This is a genomic window from Pseudomonas artemisiae (genome assembly GCF_057128685.1).
Window position 1 is genome coordinate 1 of sequence record NZ_JBSKHS010000024.1, and the last position, 18,529, is coordinate 18,529.

The window sequence follows — 18,529 nt, forward strand, 5'->3', positions numbered from 1 at the left end:
CAGCACAACGGCTTCGTACCGCCGGCTGTAGCAGAAGAAAAACTTAATTCTGTGTCCGGGAATTGTTGACCACTACAATGCAATGAAACGAACATCTATTGTGTCGCTGCCGGCCCTGATCGGCTCCGTGTGCCTGTTGGGCAGCCTATGGTCCGCATCGGCCAGCGCCGGGTTGTTGGAAAAGGGTCGTGACCGCGGGCTGACCGCGGGTATCGCCAATGAACAACCCTATGGCTATATCGGTACGGATGGTCAAATCACCGGGGCCAATATCGACATTCTCAAGGCGGTTCTGGCGCCATTGGGTATCAGCAAGATCGATACCCCGATCACCGACTTCGGCTCGCTGGTCCCGGGGTTGGTGGCCAAGCGCTTCGATCTGATCGGGGCGGGCCTATTTATCACGCCACAGCGCTGCAAGGTGATCGGTTACTCCAACCCGGTGACCCGCTCTGGCGGTGCCTTTATCGTCAAAGCAGGCAACCCCCTCAAGCTGCATAGCCTTAAAGATGTCGCCCAGAACGGCAGCGCGCGTTTGGCGACCCAGCCCGGCAGCAACCAGGTTCAGGAAGCCAAGGACAGCGGCATTGCCAATGCCAATATGGTGCTGTTTGACAAGGACACCGAAGCCCTGGCCGCCCTGGAGGCTGGTCGCGTCGACGTCGTGTATTTCCCCGATGCGGAGATCAACAGCCTGCTGAAAAAAGCCAGTAGCCCTTCCGTGGAGCGGGTGCTGCCTTTTGAGCAGATTCCCGATGCCCAAGGCAAGCCGACCTGGAATTACCACGCCTACGGCCTTCCAAAGAACGACCCCGAATTCATCCAGGCTTTCAACGAACAACTGGCCAAGCTGCGTGCGTCCGGTGAGCTGCTGAAAATCCTGCAGAAGTACGGCTACACCGAAAACGAGCTGCCGCCAACGGACGTTACCGCGGATCAACGCTGCGCCCTCTAAGGCGCCCGCGCCGCCGCGGCTGGGATTGACACGAGATAAGCATGTTTACCGAAAACCCTGCAGTACAGACTGCCACCTTCATTGCCAGCCAACTGGCAAAGGGCGCCGCGGTAACCGTGCAAGTCACCGTGATGGCGGAAGTGTTGGTACTGATTCTGTCATTCGTTATCGCCTTGATGCGCCTGTCGCCCTGGCGGCTGCTGCGCTGGGTCGCCACGTTATACGTGGAGGTGTTGCGTGGCATTTCCGCGCTGGTGCTGCTGTTTTATCTGTTCTTCATACTGCCGTTGTTCAATATCAGCCTGTCACCGATGACCACGGGCGTGCTTGGCCTGGGGCTGACCTTCTCTGCCTATGGTTCGGAAATCGTTCGCTCGGCGCTGGTCAACGTCAGCCAGGGTCAGCGGGACGCCCTTCGCGCGCTGGACTTCGGACCGGTGATTGCGTTGCGTCGGATTATCCTGCCCCAGGCGTTGCCGGTCATGTTGCCGCCGTTGGGCAACCAATTGGTTGAACTGCTCAAGACTACATCGCTGGTGTCGCTGATCACCTTGACGGACCTGACCTTCTCCGGCAGCCAACTGATCACTACCCTTGGCCAGCAGACGCTGATCTGGTGCCTGGTGCTGGCGTGCTATTTCTTGATGGCGTGGCCGCTCACTCGCTTGGTGCAGCGCTACGAGCGTCACCTTACCGGCTGGCGCCGGGCTAGGGAGTAAGCCATGGATTTCGATCTCGAGTTCGCCTGGTCAATCGCCCCGGACCTGCTGCGTGGCCTGGTGGTTACGGTGCAAGTGGTGGTGCTAGGGTTCGCGCTGGCGGTGTTGATTGGCCTGGTGCTGGCGGTGGCGCAGCGTTCTTCGTTGCGCTTGGTCCGTACTGCCTGCGCGGCCTATTTGGCGTTCTTTCGCAGCACGCCGTTGATGGTGCAACTCTATGTGCTGTTCTTTGCTCTACCGCAGGCCGGAATCACGTTGCCGGCTATGTCCACTGGGGTGATGGGCCTGGGCCTGTATTACGCCGCCTATATCGCCGAAACCCTGCGCGGCGCGATCGACGATGTGCCAGGTGGGCAATGGGACGCGGCCCGCGCATTGGATTTCGATACCGTCACCACATGGTGGCGGCTGATTCTGCCCCAAGCGCTGAAGACAGTACTACCGGTACTGGGCAACTACCTGATCGGCATGTTCAAGGAAACACCCCTGCTCGCCGTGATCACCATTCCTGAGCTGTTTCAGGCCGCTAAACAGGTGGCGGGCATGACCTATCGCTATAACGAACCTTACACCCTAATGGCTGTGATGTTTCTTGCCATCAGCATTCCGACTTCTCTGTTTTTCAGGTATCTGGAGCACCGCCGCCATGTCTGAGCATTCGATTCCCCCCGCAGCAGCGCAGATCGTGCTTAGGGATGTGGTGAAGGACTTCGGCCCGAACCGCATTATCGACCACTTGAACCTGAGTATCCCCGAGGGGCAGAAAGTTGCGTTGATCGGCCCCAGCGGTTCCGGCAAATCCACGGTGTTACGGCTGATCAAGGGCCTGGAAAGCTACCAGCATGGCAGCATCGAGGTGGCGGGCGTGGCGGTACCGGAAAAGCGCAGGGGTTGGCGCTGGCCTGGCAGCCGCCCTGCTATCGTGCACCGGGTCGGCATGGTGTTTCAGCAATTCAACCTGTTCCCTCACTTGACGGCGCTGGAGAACATCACCGAAGCACCGGTGCGGGTGCTCAAGCTCCGCCCGGAAGACGCCCGGCAACGTGCGCTGGAATACCTGGAAAAGGTCGGTTTGAGCCATAAGGCCGACGCCTACCCCGGCAAGCTCTCTGGCGGCCAGCAACAACGGGTGGCGATTGCCCGAGCGCTGGCGATGCGCCCACAGGTGCTGCTGTTCGATGAAGTCACCTCCGCCCTCGACCCCGAGCTGGTGGCCGAGGTGCTGGCGGTCATCCGCGCGATAGCGGATGAGCGTCAGACCACGATGCTGCTGGTGACCCACGAAATGGGTTTTGCCCGGAACGTCGCCGACCGCGTGCTGTTTATGGAGGGCGGTCGGATTGTGGCTGACGGTACGCCGCAAGAGGTTCTGGTAAACCCAACGAATGAGCGTACTCGGCGCTTCTTGAACCTGGTCGAGCGCCGGGAAAGCGCGTAGCTGGCGCGGCCAAGGCTAGCTGCTACGGCGGCACCTATCACCTGTAGGAGCGAGCACAAGCTCGCGAAGACATGGCACAGGCAAGCAATGACGCAGTGTTCGCCAGCAATCTCGCTTGTGCGATGAGAATCAAGACGGTATCTACGGTTGAGATCCGTGTAGCAGCCTGACCGGGCCACGCTGGCTTGCCGGCGACCAGGTTGCACCACGGTATTGAGCCCGGTCGCGGCAACGCGGTTGGCGTCAAGGCTGGCTCTCATCAAACAGAAAATAACTATTTGATTTTAAAGAGCTAAAATCATACTGCTTAACTAGCGCTATGCGCGGTGGACGGCGAAGCCGTCCCAGTACACAAGGCTCGCAGGCGCTGCGGACTGCGCCTCGGATCGGCCGACCGCAAAGCGCGAATGGTTTCTCCCTCTTTTGCCGAAACAAACGGGGCCGGCCTTCCGGGGGGGCGCCGTAAAGGCGAAACCAGGCGGTGGCGCCACCGCGCAGCAGGATATGCACGCCATGGCTAGCCCAATAATGTGAGCTGTGCCCAGAACGAAATATCGATCATTCGCCAGCTTCGCTGGCTCCCACAGGGAGCCAATGCTTTTCAGATCAAGCGCCGCAAAGCCAACGTCATGCACCCTTGTTTGCTGCGCGACAGCGCGGCGCCTTGGCGGCGGGACGGCTCCTACGGTGTGGCCTGTATGTTCCCGTAGCAGCCGAGCTTGCTCGCGACCCGATTCAACACCATGCTGAGACGGTCGCGGCAACGCGGTTGGCGTCAAGGCTGGCTGCTACGAGATGTATGGCTCCACTTGCGAGGTGAGAGCCAAGACGGTATCTACGTTCACCGCTGCCCCTGTGGGAGGCTACGCTGACTCCCCGACTGCTCAGCCTTCATCAAAGCGCGCCCGCGCTGCGCGAAAATCATCGGCATGTTCCAACAGCCAAGTCCATAGCGGCACCATGCGTACCAGAAAACTTCGCCCCAGTGCGGTCAGTTCATAATCTACCCGGGGCGGTACCTCGCCGTGATCGTAGCGCCTGATCAACCCATCTCTTTCAAGTTGCCGCAGGCTGCGGGTAAGCATTCGCTGGGTAACACCTTGCAGTCGACGACCGATCTCGGCGTGCCTTAGTTTTCCCTCTACCCCAAGCGTGTGAACAATCCCCAATGACCAGCGATTGCCCGCATGCGTTAGCACTTCGCGCTTGAGGCCATCATTCTCTTCACTGAGTGCCTCACAGGTAGCTTGCGAGAAGCGGATCACCTCTTCTTCAGTCATTGAGTTCATGCGGTATCACCCGTGTGCCTTCTTCTGAATGTTCGCCAACGATGACAGGATATAACCATCGACACTCATCCTTCACTGGGAGTTACTCTTGCAACCTATGGACAACATACTCGTTATGGGCGTTGGCGAACTGGGCATGGCGGTGCTTCGTGAACTGGCGGTCCGGCCAAGCATGCGCGTAACTGTAATGCTACGACCCTCAGCGCTTGAGGCCGCCAATGAGAGCAAACGCCGGACACTCAATGAGCTGAGCCAGTTGGGTATCAGGGTAGTTTCTGCCGATGCCGCGCACGACTCAGAAGAAAGCCTTGCCGCGTTATTCAGCGGTTTCGACACGCTGGTCAGTTGCCTGGGTTTCGCCGCCGGAAAAGGAATACAACGCAAGCTTGCCCGCGCGGCCTTGCGATCGAATGCGAAGCGATTCGTGCCATGGCAATTCGGCGTGGACTACGATCAAATCGGCCGCGGCAGCCCGCAAGACCTGTTTGATGAACAGCTGGACGTTCGCCAACTACTGCGCGGTCAATCAAGGGTGCAATGGCTGATCATCTCTACCGGCATGTTTACCAGCTTCCTCTTTGAGCCTGAATTCGGCGTGGTAGACCTCAACCGCAACATCGTTCATGCCTTAGGCAGTTGGGACACTGCAGTGACTGTGACCACGGCTGTAGATATCGGGCGTTTGACCGCGTCGATCCTGAGCGACCCTACCTTGGTAAACCAAGTGGTGTTTACGGCGGGCGACACCCTTACCTACCGACAGCTAGCCAATACCGTTGATCAAATACTCAACCGTAAGGTTGAGCGGGTGGAATGGACCTTGGCGACCCTCAAAGCCGACCTGGCGGCTGCGCCCAATGATGCAATCCGTAAATACCGCGCAGTGTTTGCCGAAGGCATAGGTGTGGCTTGGGCGAAGCAGGACAGCTATAACGCAAAGCGTGGTATCGAAACCACTAACGTTGCGCAATGGGTTGAACAGTTTCAAGCATCGGTATTTAGGTGACCCGTAGTAGTTAAGGACCATCCATCGTTGATCGTTGATGCCGTTATCAAGAGAGCTAAAGTTAGGCAAGTAAACTGCGATAACCCTCAAAGATTCCTAATCTTGTCATGCGGGTATGCTCATGCTTGCCAAACGTACCATCGCCCAAAAACTCAGCGCCGGCTTCGGTGTGATCATTTTGATCATTTGCGTGTTGATTGCAACCGCACGCAATGGCTTCAGTGAGATCGATGAAACCACACAGTGGAATATCCATACCTACAAGGTACTCGACGGCGCTGCTACCCTCTTGATCAGCCTGACGAACATCGAAACGGGTATGCGTGGCTTCGCCTTGAGCGGCCAGGACGACTTCCTGGGCCCATTGGCCTCAGGCAAGACCGCGTTCGAGAAAGCTTGGAGTGAACTCAAAGGGCTTACTTCGGATAACCCAGTACAGCAGAAGCGCCTGGACGATATCAAGGCTATCCAACAGCGTTGGATGAGCGAAGACATTGAAGCAACCTTAGCCCTGCGCCGGGCCGTCGTTACGGGCCAGGCCAGTATGGATGATGTTGTGCAACGCATTATTGCTCGTCAAGACAAGGTAAAAATGGATGGCATGCGGGCCCTCATCGCGGACCTCCAAGACGACGAAGCCAAGCTGCTGATCGTTCGTACCAGCGCGATGAACGCGGCAGCCCGATTTGCCAACCTTAGTCTAATGATCGGGGGCGTTATAGCGGCCCTGGTAGCGTTAGCCATTGCGATTGGTTTGTCTTCCTCCATTCGCAAGCGGTTAAACGCGGCTATCGCCGTTGCCAACGCAATCGCTTCAGGCCAGCTTGATGGGCATATTGACACCAAAGCGAGCGACGAGATCGGCAGCCTGATGAAGGCCTTCGACGGCATGCAGGCCCGTTTGCGCGAGATGATCACGGAAATCAAGAGCGGCGCCCAGCAACTGCTCGGGTCTGCCCAGGAGATTGCCCACACTTCCGAAGCACTTACAGCTTCCGCACATGAGCAGTCGCAATCGGCTTCGTCCATGGCGGCAACGGTAGAAGAGCTGACGGTCAGTATCAGCCATGTAGCAACCAGCGCCAATGAGGCACACGCGATTTCCACCGACTCTGGAAAACTCTCAGTGGATGGTGGCGCGGTGATTCAGAATACGCTTCAAAGTATGAGCCGCATCGCTGGCACTGTGCAGAACTCGGCAGAACAGATCAGTGAATTGGGCAGGCACATCGAGCAGATCACCTCGGTCGTCAATGTGATCAGCGAGATTGCCGAACAGACCAACCTGCTGGCCTTGAACGCAGCTATCGAGGCGGCCCGCGCCGGTGATCAGGGCCGTGGGTTCGCAGTGGTGGCGGACGAAGTTCGCTTGCTCGCCCAGCGCACCGGAAAATCTACTTTAGAGATCGGTGACATGATCAACAAGATTCAGTCCAGTGCCCACGACGCAGTCAGCCAGATGGATGTTGGTGTCGAGCAGGTCAATCAAGGGCTGGAACTGGCAAATTCGGCCAATACCGCGATTGAGCAGATCCGTCAGGGTTCTGATCGCATTATTGGCGTGGTAGATCAGATTTCCATGGCATTGAACGAACAGACAGCCGCCAGTCAGGACGTTGCGCGAAGCGTCGAGCGAATTGCTCAGATGGCTCAGACTAGCAGCGAGCGCATCACTGGCGCTTCGCAGAGTGCAGCCAGCATCGAACAATTGGCTCATGCCCTGGATAAGCAAGTAGCTCAGTTCAAGCTTTGAAGCACTACAGCGGCCTGGGGAGGCTTTACGGTCCACCCTTCTCGGGCCCCAAATATAAGTTAGGCTCGGCCTCCTCACATTGACAACGGTAGTGTGCCGTTCGTCCAACACTTCGATTTGAATACCACGGTTTGCCCACTTGCAGGGTGAATCGCAGCCAACCACGTGCGCCATCATTTAACTCAAAAATTTCATGTTGATGCTCTAGAATGCGACTTACCGTGGTATACGGTACCCAGATCGTCAGTGTCTTGCTTGACACTGAGCGGCAGATTTCGCAGTTGTCGGGTCAGGAGATACTCATGAAAGTCGCTCTATTTAGCGCACAACCCTACGATCAGAAATTCTTCGATGAAGCCTTGCATGGGCACTACGCTCAGCAGGGTTTTGAAATCACCTATCTGACCGCTAGCCTGGGTCCTGATACGGTCGCACTGAGCGATGGGTTCGACGCGGTTTGCGTGTTCGTCAACGATCAGTTGGACGCCACTGTATTGCAAGGGCTCAAGCGCTACGGCGTGGGTGCCATCTTGCTACGCTGCGCGGGGTTCAATAATGTCGATATGACTACGGCCCAGGCCTTGGGGCTGTCTGTTTTTCGGGTTCCGGCGTATTCCCCGGAATCGGTAGCCGAACACACCCTGGCATTGGTGATGACCCTTAACCGCCACACCCACCGTGCCTACAACCGAGTGCGGGAAGGAAACTTCATGCTCAACGGGCTGCTGGGGTTCAACCTGCATGGCAAAACGGTGGGCCTGATCGGTACCGGGCAGATCGGCCTGGCCACGGCGCGGATTTTCCAAGGCTTCGGCTGCCGGGTGTTGGGGTATGACCCTTATGAGTCTCAGGGTTTCCTTGGCCTGGGGCAGTACGTGCCGCTGGAACAACTGCTTGCCGAAGCGGATATCGTCAGCCTGCACTGCCCGCTCTCTGAGGGTACGCGGCATCTTATCCGCGCGGAAACGCTAAGCCTGATGAAACCCGGAGCGATGCTCGTGAACACTTCGCGAGGGGCCCTTATCGACACATTCGCAGTGATAGAAGCCCTCAAATCACGGCATCTTGGCGCGTTGGCGATCGATGTGTATGAGCAGGAAAATTCGTTGTTTTTCCAGGACCGTTCCGGTGATTACATCGACGATGAAATATTTCTTCGTTTGACCACCTTTTCCAATGTCCTCGTGACTGGGCACCAAGGGTTTTTCACGCGCGAGGCCCTTGAGCAAATCGCCGGTACCACCCTGCATAACCTGCAGTGCCACGCCAACGGAGAGACGTGCGTGAACGCCTTGCCCTAGCGCCGGATCACCCCTCCACCGTCTACCGCGGCCGCCGGGTCGCAGCAGGAATACCGCACATGTGGCAGCAGATCTATAACCCGTTGGGAAATGCCTATCTAACCGCCTTGGTAGCGGCCATACCCATTCTGTTGTTCTTGCTGGGGCTGACACTGCTAAAGCTCAAGGGGCTGACCGCCTCGGGCTTGTCGCTAGTGGCGGCGGTGCTGGTCGCCGCCTTGTTGTTCGGCATGCCGCTGCCCAGTATATTGGGGGCCGCGCTGTTCGGTGTGCTCAGCGGCCTGTGGCCGATCGGTTATATCGTGCTCATGGCGGTGTGGTTGTACCGCTTGGCAATGAAAAGCGGCAAGTTCGAGGTAATTCGCGGCAGTATTTCAACTATTTCTGAAGACCAGCGCATTCAGGTCATTCTCATCGCCTTTTGTTTCGGTGCTTTTCTCGAAGGAGCGGCGGGCTTTGGCGTGCCCATCGCCATCTGCGCCGCAATGCTGGTAGAGCTGGGCTACAAGCCGGTCAAGGCAGCCATGCTGTGCCTGTTGGCCAATGCAGCATCTGGTGCCTATGGCGCGATTGGTATTCCAGTGCTGGTAGGGGCGCAACAAGGTGGTGTGTCATTGGCGGATGTCTCCCTGATGATGATTGCCATCGTACAGTTGTCCACCTTGTTCATTCCTGCGCTGTTGGTTGCCGTGCTGGATGGCTGGCGCGGGCTGCGGCAAACATGGCCCGTGTTGTTAGGCATTGGTGTGTTGTTCAGCGCCAGCCAGACCGCGGTCCTCTACTGGCTTGGGCCGGAGCTGGTGGACATCGTACCGCCGCTGCTGAGCATGGGGGCACTGGCGGCGTTCATGCATTTTTGGCAACCCGTGGAAATATATCGAGAGGAGGGCGCACCGCCGCCTGTGGAATCGCGCTGGTCGCTGAAGGAAGTAATCTCCGCGTGGTCGCCCTTCTATGTGCTTACCGTTCTGGTATTGCTGTGGAGCCTGCCCGCGTTCAAGGCGCTGTTCGTTGGCCAGGGCGCCCTTGTCGCCAGTGTGGTGCGTTGGGCCATTCCTGCGCTGGATCACGTGGTAACCGTGCTGCCACCTATTGCTACCCAACCGAACGTGTTGCCAGCCGTTTGGAATGTGGCATTGATCAGCTCGCCGGGCACGGCCATCCTATTGGCCGCGCTCATTACCGTGTTGCTCGCGCGCACCTTGAGCTGGCGCACCGCAGTAGAGGAGCTTCGCCTGAGCGTGCAGCAATTGTGGCGGCCGCTGAACATGATTTGCTTGATCATGGCGGTGGCCTATATCGCCAATTTTTCGGGCACCTCGTCGAGCATCGGCTTGGCTTTGGCCGACGCAGGTGCCATATTTCCTTTGATTTCGCCGATCATCGGCTGGCTGGGTGTGTTCATCACAGGCTCGGTGGTGAATAACAACACATTGTTCGCCAACCTTCAGGCGATCACGGCCGTGCAAATAGGCATAAGCCCGCCCTTGCTGGTAGCGGCCAATACCAGTGGCGGCGTGATGGGTAAGCTGATTTCGCCTCAGTCGATCGCCATTGCCGCGGCCGCGGTGGGGCAGATTGGGCAAGAGGGCAAGGTTATGCGCATGACGATAGGGTACAGCCTCGGGCTGCTCGCGTACGTCTGTGTATGGACGTTGCTGCTGTCGGCATGGGTTTGATTCCGTAGGGCTGGGCAAGCGTTCACACGCCGCGGTCAGGCGATTGCCCTTCCGGCACTGCGAGGATGATTTCCGTGAACAAATGAGAAAGGGGCCTTTTCTGGTTGCAGCGCGCCGATCGACACAGCACGGTTTGAGCCGGTATTGCTCATCGCTCAGGGGCAGCTATCGACAGTCGAATACAGCCCCTGGTGTGCTCATCGCTGCCAAACACTGGGTTTAATCTGGCACCTATTTGACGTAGCAATGCGTTTATGAAAAAGCTTTGCCTCTTCATAAACGCCCTTCATGGAGATTGGGTAATCACCTGACCAAGCAAGGCTGCTTGTTATTGAACGCCCAGTCGGGGATTAGATAGCGCATGGCTGTCGCGTCGTCGCGCGCGCCTAAACCCATGGATTTGTATACCTGGTGCGCGGCCATCAGTGCTTCCCAATCAAGCTCCACGCCTAGTCCTGGCCTTTTAGGCACGCCAACCAGCCCACCCTCGATGCGCAAGGGTTCTTTAGTCAAGCGCTGCCCGTCCTGCCAGATCCAGTGGGTATCGATAGCGGTGATTTGTCCCGGTGCGGCGGCTGCAACATGGGTGAACATTGCCAGAGAAATGTCGAAGTGGTTATTAGAATGAGAGCCCCAGGTAAGCCCCCACTCGTTACACATCTGGGCGACACGTACAGAGCCTTGCATGGTCCAGAAATGCGGATCGGCCAAGGGAATATCCACCGACTGCAACTGGATGGCGTGGCCCATCTGCCGCCAGTCGGTGGCAATCATGTTAGTGGCTGTGCGCAGCCCGGTGGCACGGCGGAACTCAGCCATTACTTCGCGGCCTGAATAGCCCTGTTCGGCGCCGCAAGGGTCCTCTGCATACGCCAATACGTGATGCTGGTCCCGGCATAGGGAAATTGCCTCCTTCAGTGACCACGCGCCGTTGGGATCAAGCGTGATGCGAGCCTCGGGAAAACGCTCCGCCAGCGCTGTCACGGCGGCGATTTCGTCCTCGCCACGCAGCACACCACCTTTGAGTTTGAAGTCCTTGAAGCCATATCGTGCATAGGCTGCTTCAGCCAGCTCAACCACTGCTTCCGGGGTGAGGGCCTCTTCATTGCGGCGGCGGAACCACTCATTCTCGGCATCATGCTCGGAGCGGTAGGCAAGGTCAGTCTTGTTCCGGTCGCCTACATAAAACAGATAGCCCAGCATTTCTACTGCATCACGTTGTTGCCCTTCACCCAGCAATGCCGCAACAGGTACTTCAAGGTGCTGGCCGAGAAGATCCAACACAGCAGATTCAACGGCGGTTACCGCATGGATGGTAATACGCAGGTCGAAGGTTTGAAGCCCGCGACCGCCGGCGTCACGGTCCGCGAAGGTTTTTCTGACCTTGTTCAACAGGCTTTGATAGGCCCCGATGGGCTGCCCCACGAGCAGGTCGCGGGCGTCTTCCAGCGTTTTGCGGATGCCCTCGCCGCCGGGCACCTCACCCACCCCTACATGCCCGGCGCTGTCCTTGAGGATCAGAATATTACGGGTGAAAAAGGGGCCGTGTGCGCCGCTGAGGTTGAGCAGCATGCTGTCGTACCCTGCAACGGGTACTACTTGCAGTTCAGTGATGACAGGCGCGCCGCTTGCCATTGGGGTTTGGATCGAGGATTCCATGGTTCAGCCCTTTCTTGTAGTGGGGTGCAATTCGCCGGCCTGGGCCAAGCGATCTTCAGGCGCCGCGGAGGCATCCGATGCCACGCCTTTAAGCTCGATACGCTTGATCTCGCCTACGATGAACAGATAGCTGATCGCAGCGATCAAGGCGTTAACGCCGATGAAGACCAACGCCATCTTGAAGGAACCTGTGGCCGCAATGATGTAGCCGATCACAATGGGCGTAGTGATTGAGGAGATATTGCCGAAGGTGTTGAACAGCCCGCCGGAAAGGCCAGCAATCTGCTTTGGTGAAGTATCCGAAACCACGGCCCAGCCCAGGGCGCCGATGCCCTTGCCGAAGAACGCCAAAGCCATGAAGCAAACAACCATCCAGTCGGCATCCACATAGTTGCAGATGACCATGCACATGGAGAGCAACATCCCGCAGACAATCGGAGTCTTGCGGGCAACGCTCAAGGACTTTCCACGGCGCAGCAACATATCGGACAACACACCGCCGAGTACACCGCCGACGAAGCCGCACAGCGCTGGAAGCGAGGCGATAAAGCCGGCCTTCAGAATGGTCATTCCGCGTTCTTGCACCAAGTACACCGGGAACCAGGTCAGGAAGAAGTAGGTGAGGGCATTGATGCAGAACTGGCCGAGGTAAATGCCCACCATCATGCGGTTGGTCAATAGCTGGCGGATGTACTCCCATTTAGGGCCGCTGTCTTGCTTTTTGCTACGGTCATCCAGATCGACCAGGCCACCATTCTCGGCGATGTACTGGACTTCGGCGGCGTTGGCCATGGGATGATCCTTCGGGCTGTAGATCACCTTGAGCCAGACCAGGGAGAACACGATACCCAAGGCGCCCATGACCACGAACACGTGCTGCCAGCCGAAGTGATAAACGATCCATCCCATCAGGGGAGCGAACAGGGCCGTAGCGAAGTACTGAGCAGAGTTGAAGATCGCAGAGGCGGTACCACGCTCCTTGGTCGGGAACCAGGCGGCAACGATGCGAGCGTTCCCCGGGAACGAGGGTGCCTCTGCCAGACCTACCGTGAAGCGCAGCAGGAACAGCAGAACAACAGCAGTGGAGATACCGAACTCGCCGATGTAACCCTGAAGCAAGGTAAAGAATGACCAGGTGAAAATACTGCCTGCATACACCTTTTTTGAGCCGAAACGGTCAAGCAGCCATCCCCCAGGGACTTGCCCAAGCACATAGGCCCAGCCGAACGCCGAGAAGATATAACCGAGGGTTACGGCATCCAGGCCGAACTCTTTCTGAATGCTTGAGCCGGCGATGGAGATGGTGGCTCGGTCTGCATAGTTGATCGTGGTCACCAGAAACAGCATGAACAGAATCAAATAGCGGACGCGGGTTTGCTTGGGTTGCTGCATGGTAGACGCTCCCACGAGTTATTTTTATGCGGGTAGGGCTGGAGGTCGGTCGAAGACGCAACCTAGGTTGTGCGTTGTCAGACAACGATAGCGCTATCATTGAGCAGATAGCGTTATCATTGCAAGTGTCTTGACCGCGGATTCTGCGAAGTTCGATCAGGTGCTATGGCGTTCGATCAGCGTGAAACCTGTGTCGACCCGGGAGGGATGACGGCCAGTGGCTTCCAACCTTTGGAGCAGCGCCTGTGCCACCGTGTGCCCCATGGCGGCAGCGTTCACGCTCACCGAGGAGAGGGCTGGATAGGAAAACCTGGCGTTCGTGGTATCGCCAAAGCCAAGTATGGCCACGTCCTGAGGGATTCGCAGGCCTTGACTGGTCGCCTCGGCAATCACGCCCAGCGCCAACGTATCCGAGCTGCAGAAAATCAGTTGAGGCGGGTTGGCCCTGCGTTGTAGCCTCTTCAGCCCTTCTCGACCGACCTCCCAGGTTGCCGGCAGAGGCAGGATCTCCACGGGTACGTCAGCCAGGCCATGGCCTCGCAGCCTTTCAATCAAGCTGTGGCAGCGACGCATGGCCCGCGGGTCCTCTACCGTGATCACCCCGAACCGGCGATAACCTTTTGCGAAGAAATGGTCGGCCACGGTATGGCCCACGGCTTCGTGCGAAAATCCGACCTGCATGTCGAGGGCGGTATCGCTGAGGTCCCAGGCCTCGACAACCGGAATGCCCGCCGACGCCAGGCGGCTACGGCTAGCTTGGGTATGAAGGGTACCTGTAAGAACAATTCCATCGGGACGACGACCCAAGATTGCTTCAAGAAGCATCTCTTCTTTTTCCGCGGAATACCCGGTGGGGCCAAGCAAGGACTGGTACCCGGCTTCAGTCAGGCGGTCCATGATGGCCTGTACCGCGCTTGCAAAGATGGAGTTGGCGATGGTGGGCAATAGAATGGCAACTAGGCGGCTTTTGCTCGAGGCCAAACTACCAGCCAACAGATTGGGCACGTAGCCCATTTCACGCACGGTTTTTAAGACCCGCTGGCGAGTGGCGTCGCTGACGAGCTCAGGCCGATGCAGCGCTCGCGAAACTGTGATAGGAGAAACGCCGGCCCTGAGGGCAACGTCGGCAACAGTTATCGGAATCTCGAGATCACCATTAACCAAGGCGATCTCACGTCTGGACTTCTTGGCCACAACCTACCTGATGAACTGAAATATTAGCATTAGATCTTAACCGCCTTGATGTTTGCGATCCACGATGTCCGCGAGGGCGGGGGCAGTAAGGCGACCCGTTACACACCTAGGCTTTCTTGCGATTAGTGACTGCGCCTACTAGAGATATCAGAGGTATCTCCATATGGTAGCTACAGCAATCCCTGTAATAATCGATGGTAGAGGTTTTTCAGTAGCCGCATTATGAAAAACTGCCCCCTTTTTTGTCGACACGCGGAATAGCAGCATTTGCCAGGGCATGTTCGTGCGACTAACTTCAGCAAAAATGCACAGCTGCGACTCCAAGGCAGTATTCCAGAGGCTTATTCCGATCTGGCTCAGCAGGCGTTTACCGAATGGTCGCTATCAACCGCAGCCCCTTAGGCTCACATGCATGGTTGATGAAGCTGCCTGGGTGCCTGGCAGGGAGAGATTTATTGGTATTGGGCAACTCGCTTCAGATCTGCTCGCGTGGTTATGGCCGCAACGGCCTTCTCTAGGTAAGGACGCCGTGGCACTGGTCTGTGCAGCATGGCGGGCCTATGCCGCCGCAGACCCTAACGGCTAGGCGCGGCTTGCCACACAGCTGCATCCGGCGCTGCCATTACTTGGCCCTGCTTTGGCGAGGCAACTGCAAGAGCTTCCTGGCGCGAACGATGGCTTGAGCCTGACCCAGCGCCTGATCTTGCGCGTGCTAGCGGACCACGGCGAGTTGCCATCTAGGGGGTTGATGTTCCATGCGCTGGTACGGCCGTTAATCGATTACTGCAACAGCCATTGGTGCACGAGCAGCCAGGAGCCGAATGGCAAACAAGGCCTACGACAACTCAGAGCAGATGTATGAGCTGGCCCTGCCAAACGCCTTCTCTTAAGCGCGCGATAACCAGGCAATCGCCTTTGCCTTCTGCGCTCACTACCAACCTTCCATCTGGCGCCCAAAAGGCACTGCGCCCCGCACAGGACCACCCGCCAGATGGGCCCCCATGATTGGCCATCAACACACTAAATGAATGTTCTCTGGCGTAGCCTTGGAGCAACTCAGTGTCCCGTAGGTAACCGTTGTCGCTGATCAAAACACTGGCGGCGTAGAGGGTAGCTCCGGCTTGCGCGGCGGCGTGTGCGTGACTGGCGTGGGTAAACTCTGCGCAGATACACAGTGCTATAGGCGCGTCGCCAATCTTTACAAACGCACCACCGTGCCCAGGGCTAAATACAGCGTCCTCTCCTGGGTGGAGGTGCTGTTTGGTGTACAGGGCCTGGGCGCCATCGCTGCCTAATACCACGGCCCCAATCATGACCGCGTCGTTATCGGCCTTGCGCACGGGTAAGCCCACCACCGTCGTCACGCCCAACTGATGCGCCAGTTCTCGCAAGGGTTGCAAAAGCGGTGCATCCGGCGGCTGCGCGAGTTCACGCGCGAGCGTTGGTTCGTAGCCGGTCAGGGATAACTCCGGAAATAACAGGAATCCAACACCCTGCTTGGCGGCCTGGCGCATGAGCTGCCCATGGCGAGTAATATTGGCGTTTAGGTCGCCAGCTACCGAACAATACTGTGCGGCGCAGATATCCATATCTTTCATGCGGCTTCGCCTAAGCAAAATATTGGGCAGTAAAGCATGGGCCACCACTGGCTACCTAGAGTCTCTGATAAGGGCAATAAGCCTTCTACTGCCGGTGGCTTTGCGGTATAGGGTGCCGTCGAATGGTTTGCCAATGACTTCCGCATCATCGTGCCTACCAAACAACCTGTAAAGGCTACTGCTCACCATTACTCGAAGAACCTGATTAACGCTCCAGGCCACTTTTGCCCTCTAAAAATCGATGAACGTGAAGGCCGCATTGAATATCAGGGCCGCGATGAAACCCAGAGGCGCGGCGCGGAAGAGCAACTGCGGAAACAACGAAGAGCGACTCTGCTCCGTCGTACAGGATCCAAGTATCAGGCTGCCGCCCGAGGAGAACGGCGAAATAGAAGTAGCCTGCGCGCCGACCACGATGGCCACGAACAGGACCATTGGGTCTATCCCAAGCGTTCCAGCAATCGGTGGCACCATTGGGAACAGCGCCGGAGTGACTACGCCCAGAGTACTGGAGAACAGCGACATGCACGCCGCGACGATGCCGAAGACAATCGGTACCATGATCGGCGGGATACTGCTGCCCATCCACGAGGCCAGCAGATCGATGGTTCCGGCCTTGATCGCGACCGAGATGAGCATGCCTACGCCACAGATCATGATCAATGTCGCCCAAGGTACCGAGGCCAAGACCTTGCGTTCGTCACCCAGTTTGAGCAGCAGCGCGATGACTGAAAACAAACTCGCGATCAGGCCGATATCCATCTTGGAGTTGATGAAGCGTGCTGTCGCGTTATCTGGGAAGGTGATCTGCGCGATAGGTGCCGCCAAGATGATGACCATCATCGTCAGCGTCAGCCCCAGTGTGATCTTCTGTTCGCGGTTCAGCGGCGTAGGTTCGGTGGCTACGTAGGCAGTGGCCTTCATCGCCTTGCCGTGTCCGGTAAGAAATACCAACACGGAAATCACTAGCAACGGAATCACCAGCGTACTAACGAAGATTGCCGCCGCATTAATGAAGGCAGCGTTCTCTGGGATGCCAGCGTTGACCATCAAGCCTCGAAAGATAATGCCGCTCTGGCTAGAGACGAAATTGGCGCCGCTCAGGGCGCCATAGTTCACCGCCATGCCGCCGGTGATCAGGCTCATGCCAGTGCGCTCGCACAGCAAAAGAGTGATCGGCGCCATAAAGGCCAATACCGTGTAGTAGCCAGCGCCCATTGCCGCAATCACCGTGGCGGTGAAGAAAACCGCGAAGGGCAGCAGTTGGGGCATCGTTCGGCAGCGGTAGATCAGGTGTTCGGCCATCTTTTCCAGTGTGCCGTTGACAGTAGCGAAGCTATAAAAAAGGCACACAGCGAAGATGATGAAGAAGATCTTTAACGGCCACATGCTGATGACTTCAGAGGGGCTGAGCCCCATTCCGAAACAGCCGATCAGGTAGGCAAAAGCGATGGCGAAGAGACCAATGTTGATCTTGGTCTTGTAGCCAAGGGCGACGGCAACCACGATTGCCGCAACGACGAGCAGGCTCATCATAGTGAATGTCCTATTGTTGTTATGGGCCGTTTAGCGCGAAATGTCGAAGCCGAACAGTTTCGCCGGGTTATCCAACAATACCCGGGCGCGGTCGTCGGGGTCCGGGAACAACGCTTCGATAAAAGCGACTTGGCGGTCGTAGTCGGTCTGATCTTCGAATTGGGTGTTGGGCCAATCACTGCCCCAGAGGAAGCGCGTAATACCCCCGCTCGACTTGCGCAGCTGAGCCAGAACCCGCCGTGCCTGAGCAAGGTTCAACTGGCTACGGTAGGGTGCCGAGAGCTTGAGCCATACGCGCCCGTTGGCGAGTAACGTGAGAAAGGCTGTGTGGTTGGGCTTCTCGATCTCAATGCCACCAGTGGGTAGGCCAAAATGATCGATCACCACGTTGACACCACACGCCAAAATGTCCGGCACGATCAACGCCACGTCATTGATTCCGCGTTGAATCTCGACGTGCCAGCCTCGCCGGGCCAGCCGCTCGAACAGGGCGGTCCAGGCGGGCCCTGTATAGTCGGTCAAGGCCTTACCGATGAGATTCAGGCGAATGCCTACAACCCCGGCCTCGGCCAGTTCGTCAAGTTGTGCCTCGCTGACCTGCGCCTCGACCACTACCACGGCACGCAGCCGCTGCGGATAACGGCTTAGCGCCTCAAGCAAGTAGTGGTTATCGGTGCCGAGAAAACTCGGCTGGATCAGCACGCCGTACGCCAGGCCATGGCGATCAAGGTGTTTAAGGTAGTCCTCGACTAGCGCATCGTAGTGAGGGCTATAGCGACGCCCGGGCACCATCGGCAAATCCTGGCGGAAGATGTGGGCGTGCGTGTCCACGCCGTGCAGGCTGGGCGATAGAAAACGATTCATAGGCAGACTCGAAATTTATTGTTGTCGTGACAAGACCTGCTGCCGGCAATCTGGACGAGAAGCGGGCCACGTTGTGATGTTTTCAATTATTCATATAGATGAATGTATGACCATATCTTCAGTTCTTGATATCTGTCAATCGGCGC

General features: G+C 57.4%; 15 protein-coding genes. 8 read left to right on the forward strand and 7 right to left on the reverse strand.

From position 1 onward, the window contains the following. Positions 1–82 precede the first annotated feature (82 nt). Genes ehuB through ACWKV4_RS19680 form a run of 4 tightly spaced genes read left to right on the forward strand, consistent with a single transcriptional unit; the run spans position 83 to position 3,112 of the window. The gene (gene ehuB, locus ACWKV4_RS19665; RefSeq protein WP_483833882.1) at positions 83–955 is read left to right on the forward strand and encodes an ectoine/hydroxyectoine ABC transporter substrate-binding protein EhuB; all 873 of its coding nucleotides are present in this window, start codon (positions 83–85) and stop codon (positions 953–955) included. Between the two features lie 41 nt (positions 956–996). Next, on the forward strand, positions 997–1,674 hold the full coding sequence (gene ehuC, locus ACWKV4_RS19670) for an ectoine/hydroxyectoine ABC transporter permease subunit EhuC (RefSeq protein ID WP_483833883.1): 678 nt from the start codon (positions 997–999) through the stop codon (positions 1,672–1,674). Between the two features lie 3 nt (positions 1,675–1,677). Next, positions 1,678–2,328: an ectoine/hydroxyectoine ABC transporter permease subunit EhuD gene (gene ehuD / locus ACWKV4_RS19675; protein WP_483833884.1), complete on the forward strand. Its 651-nt coding sequence runs from the start codon at positions 1,678–1,680 to the stop codon at positions 2,326–2,328. Then, entirely contained in the window at positions 2,321–3,112 is a 792-nt protein-coding gene (locus tag ACWKV4_RS19680; protein ID WP_483833885.1) for an amino acid ABC transporter ATP-binding protein, read from the forward strand. The genes ehuD and ACWKV4_RS19680 overlap by 8 nt, the downstream gene beginning before the upstream one ends. 884 nt (positions 3,113–3,996) lie before the next feature. On the opposite strand, the gene ACWKV4_RS19685 is transcribed toward ACWKV4_RS19680, so the two are convergent. Then, on the reverse strand, positions 3,997–4,392 hold the full coding sequence (locus tag ACWKV4_RS19685; protein ID WP_483833910.1) for a winged helix-turn-helix transcriptional regulator: 396 nt from the start codon (positions 4,390–4,392) through the stop codon (positions 3,997–3,999). 106 nt (positions 4,393–4,498) lie between these two features. On the opposite strand from ACWKV4_RS19685, the gene ACWKV4_RS19690 reads away from it, so the two are divergent. From ACWKV4_RS19690 to ACWKV4_RS19705, 4 genes are all read left to right on the forward strand, one after another. Further along, entirely contained in the window at positions 4,499–5,407 is a 909-nt protein-coding gene (locus ACWKV4_RS19690) for an aromatic alcohol reductase (RefSeq protein WP_483833911.1), read from the forward strand. A 121-nt stretch (positions 5,408–5,528) separates the two neighbouring features. Then, on the forward strand, positions 5,529–7,160 hold the full coding sequence (locus ACWKV4_RS19695) for a methyl-accepting chemotaxis protein (protein ID WP_483833886.1): 1,632 nt from the start codon (positions 5,529–5,531) through the stop codon (positions 7,158–7,160). A 302-nt stretch (positions 7,161–7,462) separates the two neighbouring features. Beyond that, positions 7,463–8,461, forward strand: a complete 999-nt coding sequence (locus ACWKV4_RS19700) for a 2-hydroxyacid dehydrogenase (RefSeq protein WP_483833887.1) — start codon at positions 7,463–7,465, stop codon at positions 8,459–8,461. Between the two features lie 59 nt (positions 8,462–8,520). Further along, a complete protein-coding gene (locus ACWKV4_RS19705; RefSeq protein WP_483833888.1) occupies positions 8,521–10,140 on the forward strand; it encodes an L-lactate permease in 1,620 nt (539 codons plus the stop codon). Between the two features lie 303 nt (positions 10,141–10,443). Here the strand turns inward: ACWKV4_RS19705 and gudD are convergent, their stop codons facing one another. The 6 genes from gudD to ACWKV4_RS19735 form a co-directional block, all read right to left on the reverse strand. Continuing rightward, a complete protein-coding gene (gene gudD / locus ACWKV4_RS19710) occupies positions 10,444–11,799 on the reverse strand; it encodes a glucarate dehydratase (RefSeq protein ID WP_483833889.1) in 1,356 nt (451 codons plus the stop codon). 3 nt (positions 11,800–11,802) lie between these two features. Then, positions 11,803–13,191 carry an MFS transporter gene (locus ACWKV4_RS19715; protein ID WP_483833890.1) on the reverse strand — a complete coding sequence of 463 codons (1,389 nt, stop codon included), beginning with the start codon at positions 13,189–13,191 and terminating at the stop codon, positions 11,803–11,805. Between the two features lie 156 nt (positions 13,192–13,347). Beyond that, the gene (locus tag ACWKV4_RS19720; RefSeq protein ID WP_483833891.1) at positions 13,348–14,385 is read right to left on the reverse strand and encodes a LacI family DNA-binding transcriptional regulator; all 1,038 of its coding nucleotides are present in this window, start codon (positions 14,383–14,385) and stop codon (positions 13,348–13,350) included. 845 nt (positions 14,386–15,230) lie between these two features. Continuing rightward, complete coding sequence (locus ACWKV4_RS19725; protein WP_483833892.1) at positions 15,231–15,983, reverse strand: carbon-nitrogen hydrolase family protein; 753 nt, start codon at positions 15,981–15,983, stop codon at positions 15,231–15,233. 231 nt (positions 15,984–16,214) lie between these two features. After that, positions 16,215–17,519, reverse strand: a complete 1,305-nt coding sequence (locus tag ACWKV4_RS19730) for an SLC13 family permease (protein ID WP_483833893.1) — start codon at positions 17,517–17,519, stop codon at positions 16,215–16,217. Between the two features lie 30 nt (positions 17,520–17,549). Next, on the reverse strand, positions 17,550–18,383 hold the full coding sequence (locus ACWKV4_RS19735) for an amidohydrolase family protein (RefSeq protein ID WP_483833894.1): 834 nt from the start codon (positions 18,381–18,383) through the stop codon (positions 17,550–17,552). Between the last annotated feature and the right edge of the window lie 146 nt (positions 18,384–18,529).